Origin of the sequence: Parabacteroides faecalis, assembly GCF_022809355.1 — a bacterium.
Classification (GTDB): domain Bacteria; phylum Bacteroidota; class Bacteroidia; order Bacteroidales; family Tannerellaceae; genus Parabacteroides; species Parabacteroides faecalis.
Window position 1 is genome coordinate 118605 of the sequence record NZ_JAKZMM010000006.1, and the last position, 11694, is coordinate 130298.

Below are 11694 nucleotides of genomic sequence, written 5' to 3' on the forward strand. Positions count from 1 at the left end.
ATCCTTTATTTTCGCTTGTACATATTTCCCGGAAGAGTTCGGATGCGGCCATCCATTTCAAGTTCGAAAAGGATGTTCGTCAGTTGTTGGACTGGAAATCCAGTCAGTTTTGTCAGCTGATTGATATGGACTTCATCCTGATCTTGTAAAATCTGTAATACCTGCTGTATCTCCGATGAATCCGATTCGCTAAAGAGAAGTTCTGTTTGTTGAGGCTTTCTCTGCTTGTCTTCATGTTGCCAACCGAGTGCTTCAATCAGATCTTGAGCAGAAGATAACAAGGCTGCTTTGTTATGACGGATTAGTTGATTACAACCTGCCGAATATAAATCATGAATACGTCCAGGACAAGCAAATACTTCACGATCATACGAGAATGCTATGTCTGCGGTCACTAATGAACCACCTTTCTCTGCCGATTCAATAACAAGAGTAGCTTCTGATAAACCCGCTATGATTCGGTTTCGTTTCAGGAAGTTAGGACGATCCGGATTGGTTTCGCTGGGGAAATCAGTCAGTAATCCGCCTTTTGCCAGCATTTCGTTCGCTATATGCCGATGTGCAAACGGATAGATACGGTCCAGACCATGAGCCAATACTGCAACCGTAGGAAGACCGCAGGCTAATGCTTGCCGGTGCGCACAGATATCTATCCCGTAAGCCAGTCCGCTGACAACCATTGTATCCGGAAAAGCAGCAGCTAAATCTTCTATCAGTCGGGCTGTTGTTTCCTGACCGTAATGTGTGGCGTGGCGAGTTCCAACCACACTGATGATATGACGGGTATTCAGATTTCCGTTCCCTTTATAATAAAGCGCTAAAGGAGCATCCGGACATTCCCGAAGACGAGTCGGATAATTCTCGTCGTCCCATAATAAGATGTCTATCTGTTCCTGTTCGGCAAAACGGATCTCCTGCTCCGCCCGTCGGAGAACTTCCGGATTTTTAATCTCTGCCGCTAGAATAGATCCGATTCCGGGAATACGTTCCAGTAACTGTCTTTTCTCCTGGAAGATAGATTTAGCATCTCCCAATGAATTTAATAACTGGCGGGAGAGTACACCTCCCACTCCGTTTACCATAGTTAAGGCAATGGTATACAATAAAGAATCATTCATTTTCTATAGTTGTTCGGTTTTTGATTCGTTTGAGTAATTCATCGAAGTATTCTCCTCGTGAAAGTTTTCCGTTGTCCACCAGGACACAATCGACTGTGCCACGTGAAACAAGTTCTTTTTCCGGTAGCTTATAAATATCTTGGCTCATCACTAGCTTCACTCCTTCCTTGCTGGCATTCAGGCAGGAAAGATAACGGTCTCCACTCCGTAGGGAATGTTTGAGCTGGATTTCGATCCGGGCGACGAATAAATCCATCCCCCGGTCGTGCAGATCACTGAAGTTCTCGCCGAGTGAAAGCAAGAACTCATGGCGTGTATGTTCCATGTAATGCAGGTAGTTCGCATTGTTTACGACTCCCTGCAAATCACATTCATAATCCCGTACTTTGTCTTCGTGCTGATAAACGTATGTTTTCATGCGTTGAATTCTTTCTTAGGTTGAACCACTTCCATGACATACAGGCGGTCGGACGGACGAACTTTCTCGGCTACCTTGATAGAGAAACGTTCTCCTTTAACCGTTTGAGGTACGGCTTTTAAATCAACCCGGATTTCTTCTACCTTCTGCATAACAGCACCGGTAGTCGGACCCGTGATCAGAATTTCATCGCCTACTTTCAATGTACCACATTCCATTTCGAATTCTGCCACACCGATCTTATCAAAGTATTTGATTCCTCGGGCCACATACACTTTCTTGCGTGTAGCTCCTGATCCGTATTTACTGCTCCATTCTCCCAAACGCTGTCCCAGATAATATCCGTTCCAGAATCCCCGGTTGAATACCATCTTCAGGCGTTCATCCCAATGGGCTACCTTTTCTTCTGTAAATGTACCTTCGCAATAAGCTTTGACTGCTTCTTTGTAACATTCGGTTACGATACGTACATACTCAGGTCCGCGGGCCCGTCCTTCGATCTTGAAGACTCGTACACCGGCATCCATCATCTTGTTCATGAAGTGGATGGTCTTCAGATCTTTCGGCGACATAATATATTGATTCTCGATATCCAGTTCGATATCACTGTCTTTATCCCGTACTGTATAACCCCGTCGGCAAATCTGCATACAAGCTCCACGGTTGGCCGAAGCATTCATCTCATGCAGACTTAAATAGCATTTACCTGAAACCGCCATGCACAGTGCTCCGTGGGCGAACATTTCAATCCGGATCAGTTCTCCCTTTGGGCCTTTGATTTGTTGTTTCTGTATCTCTTGATAAATTTCGTACACCTGATCCAGATTCAACTCGCGGGCCAGTACCACCACATCAGCAAAACGAGCGTAAAACTTCAGCGCCTCTGCATTCGATATATTCAGCTGGGTGGATAAATGGACTTCCTGTCCGATTCGGTTGGCATACTCCATGGCTGCCACATCGGCTGCAATAATAGCCGATACACCTGCTTCTTTGGCTGCGTCAATGATTTCGCGCATCAAAGGCAGATCTTCTCCGTAAATGACCGTATTGACTGTCAGATAACTTTTCAAGCCATGTTCCTGACAAATGGCTACGATTTTCCGTAAGTCGTCTGTTGTAAAATTATTCGAAGAGCGTGAGCGCATATTTAATCCTTCAATTCCGAAGTAAATGGAATCCGCTCCCCCTTGTATAGCCGCCATCAGGGATTCATACGAACCCACCGGTGCCATGATTTCAAAATCTTTCTCGTTCAATGCCATAAAGGTTTCTTTTTTATGGGGCAAAGGTAGGAATAAATTGGGTCAATTCCACTAAGGCGGCCTTATTCTTTCGGTTCGGTTTCTGTCGGATCCACCGGCTTGAAAGTCAGGTCACCGTCTTTTTTGTTGCTGCTCTTGGTTGCCCGGGCCTTCAGATTGGCCTTCTGCTGTTTGATCAGGGCATTGACATAGTCGATAAACTCATCGTACTTGCCATTTCCTTCATAATCGGCCACCACATTGACGCGTGCGGCAAACTGGCGGTAGGCTTCGTCGGCAGCTTCGCGTGTCGTTTTGATAATTCCTTTGCTTTTCCGGCCTTCCGCCTCCGCGCGTTTTTTCAGTGCAGCTTCCAGCGCGTCGGTCTTCTCAGAAAGATAGGTTACCCATTCATCGAAATGAATCGAACGCATAAAGTCCTCGAGATAAGATTCCAGTTCCTGCAAGAGGTTACGCAAGACTGCCAGTTCTTCGGTATATCCCAGTTTGACAGGAATTTCGTACTTGTCGTAGATCCGTCCCACCTCTTCGGCAAAGGTGCGTTTCGCCTCGTCGGGGTGGCGGCGCATGACGTTGATGAAAATCCTCGAAGCCGAATACGCCTCGTCCACTTCCGCATCGGCAGCCTCCAAGGTTTCGACTTCATCCAATTTCTTGGTCTGTTGGTAAGCCCGGTCGAATGTGGTAAATTGGGCGATGTAGTTCTCCCGTGTGGCTTTCAGCGCATCCGTCTGCCCCTCTTCAACGGGCGGTAAATTATTGATAGCCTTGATCACCAGTGTGTGGAATCCGTAATCTTCGTTGTTGCGCAAACTACCCATATAAAAGTTCTCAATCTGTTTCATGGCAAATCCTATTTTAAAATGAATAAATTGTTAAATCGCCTAAAGGTAGTCTTCTTTTCAGAAACGACCAATATTTATCTGATAAAAAAATCAGAAGTACAGGAAAATGGAAATCCGGCAGGATTACTACTTTCGTGAGCACCCGAAAGTTCTCCGCTTGACAGATTGGCAGTATTTGATGCGCCCGAAAGTCTTCCGCTTGTCAGAGTGGCAGTTTCGGGTGCGCCCGAAAGTTCCAATCCGTGTGGATTAAGAGTTTTGGGTGGATCAGAAAGTAGTAATCCCGGCGGAGCAGTACTTTCCTGCCTGTGGGGAAGGAGATTTTTTTATGGAAAAGAGGAATCCTATTCGTTTTTTATTACCTTTACCGCCGGATCGGAGCTATTCCGTCCGTCGGACATATTTGAAAATAAAGCGTTGTGCTTATTCTTGTAAGTGAAAACCTGAGAAATTTTCAACTGCACACAAGAACAGCACAGCGGTCTTCACGTATACGTGCGTGGGGCTGCTGTCTATTTGTGTGCAAAGGTTTTTCTCAGGTACCTCACTTACAAATAGTACACAGTCTCACGCTTTCGTTTTATAAACCACTTCTCTTTTTGGGGCTGGGGGAGAGTTGATATTGATTAATATGGAAAAACTTTTATCTTTAGCAAGAAATGTCAATTGGGGATATAATACGCGAAATTCTCTTTTATTTGAGTCTGCAGGTGTACAATTATTTAATTATACGTTACCTATACAAGCAGGTTCTAAAATATTAGTTTCGTTAGAAGGTACTACATCAACACAAATAGTTGGAAAAGCTTTCAGTTATATTGCTAGATCATTTGACAATGGAGATCCTAAGGTAAATTCAGTCGCAGCTGAAAATGCTTATTATTGTTTGGCTAAATCAATAAAAGCAGGAAATACTTATGCTGCACCTGAATTATTTATGTTATTAGAAACAAAGCCGGATGCAATCTTAGATAAATTTGTGGAAACATTAATGGCAGAGAAAGCTACAGGACTTTCTCGAATTTTCTATTATGATGCAAATCGGGTACAATCTGATGCGAAAGACCTGATTCCTTATGTTAAATATTATATTGTTTCAATATTTTACAATGTCGATGAAAGAAAGCTCTTAATTCCTGATGATATTTTGACTTTTCCACAGGCTATATTGGAGAAAACCCTTGTACAATTTGCACCAACCGATGATCCGGATGATCTTAGTTTCTTAGATTCGATAAATGCATTAAATGAGGGCAGTAAATACTTTACAAGAGTATATAAAGAAATAGAAGATACATTATTAAATTTTTAAGTCATGGATAATAATAATTTTGACCAATTTCCGATCAATATATTTGAATCTAATGGTCCAATTGAAAAAAAAGGTTTCTTTTGTAAATCAAGCTGCTTTCGCGTTTGGAGAAATGGAATGGTAATAGTTCAGGGAAACGAGGAAATAGATTTACGTGGGTATATTATAGAAGGAGGATTACATGTAGAAATTAGAAGTGATATATTGGCTGCCTATACAGAAAATAAATTTTTTTTCACTCATATTTCATTGAATCGAGATAGAGTACTTTGGATAAATCTATATAATCAAGGTTCTGAACCTAAGCAACCTTCTGCATTGTCTTTGTTTTATAAGAATTCTAAACTTGCAAGAATTGCAATTTCTATAGAAATACCTCAAGTATTGATAGAGTTTGATTTATTGCCTAATACAGATGAGAATTCTAACGAGGAGTTTGATTCAGGAGATGAGAAGAAATTGAATTGTATTCAGAGGATTATTAAGAAATATTTTTCCTAAAGTGTTATTATATAATTCTTTTTTTGCAAAAAAAATGTCCAACAGCAAGCAAATTCCAAGAGAAGAGTAATGAAATCTCGGCTGTTTGAGCCGCAGGCGAGTTTTCCGAGATTTCTGCTTCTCGCTGTGAGTTTGTAGCCGCTGGAGTGTAAGCCTTGACCTTTTGGTTCTTTTGGGTCAAGCCAAAAGAACGGACAATGCTATAAAGAACACGCACCCCCTCTCATTGGAATAAAATTCCTATCTTTGTGGCAAATATTTATTTATGAAGAGGATACATTGTTGGATATATTTGCTGTTGGCTATCGTAGGCCTATCGGCCTGCCAAGGGAAGAAAGAGGGAGGAACACGGACGATATCCGTTACCATCGAGCCGCAGCGATATTTTGCAGAGAAGATAGCCGGAGACCTTTTCCAAATTAATTGTGTGACACCTGCCGGACAAAGCCCGGAAACATACGATCCTACACCCCAACAAATGGTTCAGATCAGTCAGAGTCAGGCTTATTTCCGTATTGGAGAAATCGGGTTTGAACAGGCTTGGATGAAGAATTTGCAAAGCCAGAATCCGGATATGGTTGTCTTTGATCTTTCGGAAGGAATGAAACTGATCAAAAACGAGGAAGAAGCGCATGAGGAAGGTGAAGCACACCATCATCACCATCACGGGTCGGTCGATCCTCATATCTGGACTTCTATTTCCGGTGCCAGGGTGATTGCCCAGAATACCTGTCAGGCCTTCATCAAACTTGATCCGGAGAATCAGGAGATTTATCGGGCCGGTTATCAGCGGCTGATCGAAGAAATAGACAGCACAGAGGCTGAAATGAAGCAGCTGTTACAGCCATTAGCCGGTGCGGCTTTTATTATCTATCATCCGACGCTGACCTATTTTGCCCGTGAGTTTGGTTTGAAACAGCTTTGTATCGAGTTGGATGGGAAAGAACCTTCTCCTGCTCAACTGAAACAATTGCTGGAGACGGCTACACAGTCGGGGGCGAAAGTCGTTTTCGTACAGCAGGAATTTGACCAGAAGAATGCCGAACTGATAGCCAAGGAGACCGGATGCCGGCTGGTAACGATCAATCCGTTGAGTTATAACTGGCATGATGAAATGATTCGTTTGGCAACTATATTGGCAGGGAAAGATGGACAAGCTGATTGAATTGACACAGGTAACAGCCGGTTATGACCGGAAAATCGTCTTGAAAGATGTTTCGCTGACGGTTTGGGAACATGATTTCTTGGGAATCATCGGACCAAATGGTGGTGGGAAGACTACGCTGCTGAAAGTTATTCTGGGTTTATTGCCTCCGAAAGCCGGTGACATTCGTTTTTATCACCAAGGGAAACCTGTGGATGGTATCAAGATCGGTTATTTACCCCAGATGAGCAATATTGACCGGAAATTTCCGATCTCCGTACAGGAAGTAGTAGCCTCTGGATTAGCAGCTGAAAAGCCTCTGTTCCGGTCTTATACAGCAGCTCAACGGGAACGAATTGAAGAGGTTATCGTACAGATGGGACTGAAAGACGTACAGAAGCATTCGATAGCCGAACTTTCCGGCGGACAGTTACAGCGTGTCCTGCTGGGACGTTCCATCGTCTCGCGTCCGCAGGTCTTGATTCTGGATGAACCGAATTCGTATGTCGATAAACGGTTTGAATCGAAATTCTATCCGTTGCTCGAAGAAATCAACCGGGAGAGTGCTATCGTTCTGGTGTCGCACGACATTGGTACGGTACTTTCCATGGTGAAGAATATCGCTTGTGTGAATGAATCCCTGCATTATCATTCGGGAGCGAATATTTCATCGGAGTGGCTGGATAAACAATATGCCTGTCCGATCGAATTGATCGGTCATGGAAATTTGCCTCATCGTGTATTGAAGAATCATGAACATACAACCGATTGAACCATGTACTCACCTGTTTTAGCTTTTATCGGAATCCCGGAATTAGGTATGATAGCTGGTATTGCCGTCATTCTGTTCGGTTGCAAGGCCGTCTCGCAGAATCCATTTATTGACAGGAAGCAGAAGTTGCTCTGGATGTTGACGATTGTAGTCCTGAATTGGATTGGTCTGCTGTGGTATTATTATGTTTTTTATATGAGGAATAACGAAGAATGAAGCCTGTTGATAAGATATTGATTACGGGAGCCAGCGGTTTCATCGGTGGCTTTTTAGTGGAAGAAGCCTTAAAACGAGGATATGAAGTCTGGGCTGGAGTCCGGTCGCATAGTAGCCGGAGACATCTGCAAGACGAGCGGATTCGTTTTATCGAACTGGATTATGCACATGAAAAAGAACTGGATGACCAGTTGAAAGCCTTTGCTCAGGAGAATGGAGGTTGGCGCTATGTCATTCATAATGCCGGACTGACCAAGACGACCGACAAGGCTCTTTTCTATGAAGTAAATGCCGAAAATACACGTCGCTTTATGGAAGGATTGGCTCGTCATTGTCCTCCGGAGAAATTCCTGCTGATGAGTAGTCTTAGCAGTTGCGGGATTGGAGATGAAACGGGCTTTACGCCGATCAAGCTAACCGACCCGCAGACGCCGAATACAGACTATGGAAAGAGTAAATTGCTGGCAGAAAATTATCTGCGGCAACAGCATGCTTTTCCCTACGTGATTCTGCGCCCGACAGGTGTCTATGGTCCGGGAGAAAAAGATTATTTCCTGGAGATTAAAAGTATTCAGCAAGGACTGGATCTGGCTGTAGGGAAGATACCACAACGGATTACTTTTATTTATGTAAAAGATCTGGCTCGGGTGGCATTGTCTGCTCTTGAGAAGGAAGATATACGTAATCGGGAATATTTTGTGGCAGACGGTGATGTTCATACCGATGCTTCTTTTGCCCGATTGGTTCAGGAACTTTTGCATAAAAAGCGTGTTTTGCATGCCCGTGTACCGTTGCCATTGGTTTATACGGCTTGTGTCTTCTCTGAAAAAATTGGTCGGTTGTTTCATAAAAGCATGACGTTGAACAGTGATAAATATCAGATATTAAAGCAACGGAATTGGATTTGTGACATTACGCCTTTGCAGCAGGACTTAGGATTTCAAGCGGAATATCCGCTTCGGAAAGGATTGGAAGAATGTATCAGCTGGTATAAGCAAGAAGGTTGGCTATAAAAAACGCAAGATATCTCACGATGTCTTGCGTTTGAACTAATAAATGATAAAAAAGTTATGTGGGAAGGTTTATATAAAATCAATGAATATTCTTGCTTAAATCGTCGGATGAAATGATTTCATCAGGCTCGGAATACATACAGGCTGGATCTGAATTATAGGCCAGCTTATACGATTTTTCTCCATCAAAGGTTTTTACCTTGATCGTTAGATCTACGGTTTCTCCTTTGGTGTCTGGAAGGGATGATAAATCAAAAGATACCAGTCCTTCAGCAGCGTAGAGAGCACCGTCGCCGTATGCCTGATGACGGAATTCCAACGTATAAGGATCGCTGTTGTCTGCTTGGGTTGGAATCAAACTAATCAGATGTTTGACTCCCGTGTTCCCAAAGTTTGCCGCAAAGCGAACATCTAAATAACCGTCTCCTATGGCCATTGCTAACATTTCTACAGGATCTGTTCCATAAACGGAATCATTTTCTGCCGCTAAGTAAGGAGATATTTTTTTTGTCAGAATATTCTCTATCCAATTGATCTTTATACCGTGACTGAAGCCCGGGATTGAATCGGATAGCATGGTATAATTAACTTGAGCTCTCGTTTTTGAGAAATTATAACCCGGACAGTTTGTTGCGAACGGCCATAATTTTTCTCCGTTATCCCGACGTAAATAATACGTGCTGCCATCCGGCACAACTGTCATAATTTCAATGGCAAATTTGTCCAGTGAATAATCATCATCGTCCTGACATGCATTCAACCCGAACAAGCTCATCGTCATTGCCAGCATCAACCAAGTGTACTTCCAGAATTTCATAATCGTATTTCCCCTTAAATTTTTAATTTCTATAAAGAAAGATGGCATGTACAGGTTATTCGCTGCATAATCTGATGCAAAAAGAAGTTAATGTTTGATTCGTCTGACGATTAACTCGGCTGTACGGATGGAAGCTCCTGGTTTTCCCAGAATCCGGATCATTTCATCATAGTTTTGCAGCATGGTCTCCCGATAAGTCTTATCGTGTATAATACGTTTCAATTCGGTTGTAATGTTTTCTTCGGAGAAACGTGCGCCAAAGAGTTCTTGCACGACTTCTTTTCCGGAGATCAGGTTGACCAGTGAAATATAAGGGGTATGAAAGAAATGCCGGAAAATAAACGAGGCAAGTCGTCCGGCAGGTACGTAGTAACAAACAACTTGCGGTACCCGGAATAAGGCCGTTTCGAGGGTGGCTGTTCCCGACGTAACGAGCGCGGCATCACTATGTTGCAGAAGCGGATAAGTCTGCTGGAAAAGAATCTGGACAGAACCATCCGTATATTGTTGGTAATAAGCAGGATCTATCCCCGGAGCTCCGGCTATGATGGGTTGATATTCCGGGAACTGGGCGGCAACTCGCAGCATAACGGGCAAGTTATCCCGGATTTCCTGTTTGCGGCTACCAGCCAGTAAGGCCAAGATTGGCTTATCGGCCAACCGGTTCATCCGGAAGAAGGTTGATTTTCCGACCGACTCTTGCTGCTGATAGTTCGAGACGGAGTCAACAGATGGATTCCCTACATAGTCCACTTGGTAATCCAACCGTTGAAAGAATGCAGGCTCAAAAGGAAGGATGGAATAGAGATGATCTACGTATTTCCGGAAATCCTTGATACGGTATTGCTTCCACGCCCATATTTTCGGTGAAATATAATAATGCACCGGTATATGGAGAACTGTCTTCACATACTTGGCAATCTTCAGATTGAAGCCAGGATAATCAATCAGGATAACGACATCCGGCTGGTACTGACGGATATCTTCCCGGCAGACTTCCATATTGCGGAGTATGGTTCGTAGGTTCATGAGCACAGGGATAAAACCCATAAAAGCCATTTCCCGGTAATGTTTGACCAAAGTCCCTCCTACTTGTTTCATCAGATCCCCGCCTAGAAAACGGAAATCAGCCTGCGGATCTGTATTTTTGATGGCACGCATCAGATTGGATGCGTGCAAGTCTCCGGATGCTTCACCGGCTATGAGATAATATTTCATGGCAGATGAGGCATTAAAGATCCCACGTTTGCAGTTCCTGCATAAAGGCATAGTCGGTTATGTCTATCTTGCAGGGAACGAGTGAGGCATATCCTTCGTTCAGTAATTTATCATCGTTGTCGTCATGCTGGTCGTCATTCCGGAAATAACCGGTTAGCCAGAAGACGGTTTGTCCGGCGGCATCTTCTCCCCGCTTGAATTCTTTTACCCAACGTCCATCTGCCTGTCGGCATATTTTCAGTCCTTTGACTGGAATGTCTGTCGGGACATTCAAATTCAAATATGTTCCATGAGGAAGACCTTTCTCCAGAATCTTTTCGGCAGTTAATCGGCCCAGACGGCAACATTCCGTAAAATCAGCATCGGCCCGGTGATCTAATAAAGAAACACCCAAAGAAGGAACACCAAAGATACAACCTTCGGCTGTTGCTCCCATCGTACCGGAATAATTGACGCAGATAGCCATGTTGCCTCCATGGTTAATACCGGAAACCAGCAAATCCGGCTCACGGTCAAGTACTTCATTAATCGCTAATTTGACACAATCGACAGGCGTGCCTGTACAACTATATACCGTTACACCCGGTTCCTCCCATTCTACTTTGTATTTAATGGGGATCAGTGAGGTGATTGCACTCGACATGCCCGAACGGGGTCCGTCGGGAGCCATGACTACCAGTTCTCCTAAATCTTTGAGGGCTTTGATCAATTCCTGGATTCCTTTCGCTCTGAATCCGTCATCGTTAGTGATCAATATCAACGGTCTGTTGTTTCTTTCCATATTTTGTGTCTGTTTATCGATCGACAAAGATACAAGAAGCCTGTGACATTCGTGTTAATGTCTGGCTAAATTGTGAATTTTAAAATAGAGTAGCCAGCTCGAAAAGCAACGAACAACGTACATCGGAATATTGACATAGTATGATATGGACATTTTCTTCGCCCAGGGCTGACGCATTACAAACTTCCAGACCTTTTAAAAAGTATTTATCTTTAGAGAGTCAAAGGGATAATAATAAAAATCAAAGAAGTAATGGAAATATTTTCTATATTAG

The 11694-nt window shown here is 43.4% G+C and carries 13 protein-coding genes; 6 read left to right on the plus strand and 7 right to left on the minus strand.

What is annotated here, in order from left to right; all coding sequences use genetic code 11:
* Positions 1-5: 5 nt before the first annotated feature.
* From dprA to MUN53_RS03685, 4 genes are all read right to left on the minus strand, one after another.
* Positions 6-1118, minus strand: coding sequence for a DNA-processing protein DprA (dprA, locus tag MUN53_RS03670; protein ID WP_243323458.1), 1113 nt, complete (start codon positions 1116-1118; stop codon positions 6-8).
* On the minus strand, positions 1111-1536 hold the full coding sequence (locus MUN53_RS03675; RefSeq protein ID WP_243323459.1) for an acyl-CoA thioesterase: 426 nt from the start codon (positions 1534-1536) through the stop codon (positions 1111-1113). Before MUN53_RS03675 ends, dprA begins: the two co-directional genes overlap by 8 nt.
* Positions 1533-2795, minus strand: coding sequence for a peptidase U32 family protein (locus MUN53_RS03680; protein ID WP_243323478.1), 1263 nt, complete (start codon positions 2793-2795; stop codon positions 1533-1535). The genes MUN53_RS03675 and MUN53_RS03680 overlap by 4 nt, the downstream gene beginning before the upstream one ends.
* Positions 2796-2863: 68 nt before the next feature.
* A complete protein-coding gene (locus tag MUN53_RS03685) occupies positions 2864-3646 on the minus strand; it encodes a DUF6261 family protein (RefSeq protein WP_243323460.1) in 783 nt (260 codons plus the stop codon).
* A gap of 631 nt (positions 3647-4277) precedes the next feature.
* On the opposite strand from MUN53_RS03685, the gene MUN53_RS03690 reads away from it, so the two are divergent.
* The 6 genes from MUN53_RS03690 to MUN53_RS03715 all read left to right on the plus strand — a co-directional run bounded on the left by MUN53_RS03690 (position 4278) and on the right by MUN53_RS03715 (position 8604).
* A complete protein-coding gene (locus tag MUN53_RS03690) occupies positions 4278-4958 on the plus strand; it encodes a hypothetical protein (protein WP_243323461.1) in 681 nt (226 codons plus the stop codon).
* Between the two features lie 3 nt (positions 4959-4961).
* Positions 4962-5459, plus strand: coding sequence for a hypothetical protein (locus MUN53_RS03695; RefSeq protein ID WP_243323463.1), 498 nt, complete (start codon positions 4962-4964; stop codon positions 5457-5459).
* A 265-nt stretch (positions 5460-5724) separates the two neighbouring features.
* Positions 5725-6624, plus strand: coding sequence for a metal ABC transporter solute-binding protein, Zn/Mn family (locus MUN53_RS03700; protein ID WP_243323464.1), 900 nt, complete (start codon positions 5725-5727; stop codon positions 6622-6624).
* Positions 6608-7375 (plus strand): metal ABC transporter ATP-binding protein, encoded by a 768-nt coding sequence (locus MUN53_RS03705; RefSeq protein WP_243323465.1) that lies wholly within the window; start codon positions 6608-6610, stop codon positions 7373-7375. The genes MUN53_RS03700 and MUN53_RS03705 overlap by 17 nt, the downstream gene beginning before the upstream one ends.
* A 3-nt stretch (positions 7376-7378) precedes the next feature.
* A complete protein-coding gene (locus tag MUN53_RS03710) occupies positions 7379-7591 on the plus strand; it encodes a hypothetical protein (RefSeq protein WP_243323466.1) in 213 nt (70 codons plus the stop codon).
* Positions 7588-8604: an NAD-dependent epimerase/dehydratase family protein gene (locus tag MUN53_RS03715; protein WP_243323467.1), complete on the plus strand. Its 1017-nt coding sequence runs from the start codon at positions 7588-7590 to the stop codon at positions 8602-8604. The genes MUN53_RS03710 and MUN53_RS03715 overlap by 4 nt, the downstream gene beginning before the upstream one ends.
* Positions 8605-8683: 79 nt before the next feature.
* Here MUN53_RS03715 and MUN53_RS03720 read toward each other — a convergent pair whose 3' ends face one another.
* The 3 genes from MUN53_RS03720 to surE all read right to left on the minus strand — a co-directional run bounded on the left by MUN53_RS03720 (position 8684) and on the right by surE (position 11420).
* On the minus strand, positions 8684-9421 hold the full coding sequence (locus tag MUN53_RS03720; protein ID WP_243323468.1) for a NigD1/NigD2 family lipoprotein: 738 nt from the start codon (positions 9419-9421) through the stop codon (positions 8684-8686).
* Between the two features lie 87 nt (positions 9422-9508).
* A complete protein-coding gene (lpxB, locus tag MUN53_RS03725) occupies positions 9509-10639 on the minus strand; it encodes a lipid-A-disaccharide synthase (protein WP_243323469.1) in 1131 nt (376 codons plus the stop codon).
* A gap of 13 nt (positions 10640-10652) precedes the next feature.
* Complete coding sequence (surE, locus tag MUN53_RS03730) at positions 10653-11420, minus strand: 5'/3'-nucleotidase SurE (RefSeq protein ID WP_243323470.1); 768 nt, start codon at positions 11418-11420, stop codon at positions 10653-10655.
* Positions 11421-11694 lie beyond the last annotated feature (274 nt).

Excerpts from the sequence above, each read along its gene's own strand:
- dprA (WP_243323458.1), bottom strand. The coding sequence starts at position 1,118 with ATGAATGATTCTTTATTGTATACCATTGCCTTAACTATGGTAAACGGA.
- MUN53_RS03675 (WP_243323459.1), bottom strand. The coding sequence starts at position 1,536 with ATGAAAACATACGTTTATCAGCACGAAGACAAAGTACGGGATTATGAA.
- MUN53_RS03685 (WP_243323460.1), bottom strand. The coding sequence starts at position 3,646 with ATGAAACAGATTGAGAACTTTTATATGGGTAGTTTGCGCAACAACGAA.
- MUN53_RS03690 (WP_243323461.1), top strand. The coding sequence starts at position 4,278 with ATGGAAAAACTTTTATCTTTAGCAAGAAATGTCAATTGGGGATATAAT.
- MUN53_RS03695 (WP_243323463.1), top strand. The coding sequence starts at position 4,962 with ATGGATAATAATAATTTTGACCAATTTCCGATCAATATATTTGAATCT.
- MUN53_RS03700 (WP_243323464.1), top strand. The coding sequence starts at position 5,725 with ATGAAGAGGATACATTGTTGGATATATTTGCTGTTGGCTATCGTAGGC.
- MUN53_RS03705 (WP_243323465.1), top strand. The coding sequence starts at position 6,608 with ATGGACAAGCTGATTGAATTGACACAGGTAACAGCCGGTTATGACCGG.
- MUN53_RS03710 (WP_243323466.1), top strand. The coding sequence starts at position 7,379 with ATGTACTCACCTGTTTTAGCTTTTATCGGAATCCCGGAATTAGGTATG.
- MUN53_RS03715 (WP_243323467.1), top strand. The coding sequence starts at position 7,588 with ATGAAGCCTGTTGATAAGATATTGATTACGGGAGCCAGCGGTTTCATC.
- MUN53_RS03720 (WP_243323468.1), bottom strand. The coding sequence starts at position 9,421 with ATGAAATTCTGGAAGTACACTTGGTTGATGCTGGCAATGACGATGAGC.
- lpxB (WP_243323469.1), bottom strand. The coding sequence starts at position 10,639 with ATGAAATATTATCTCATAGCCGGTGAAGCATCCGGAGACTTGCACGCA.
- surE (WP_243323470.1), bottom strand. The coding sequence starts at position 11,420 with ATGGAAAGAAACAACAGACCGTTGATATTGATCACTAACGATGACGGA.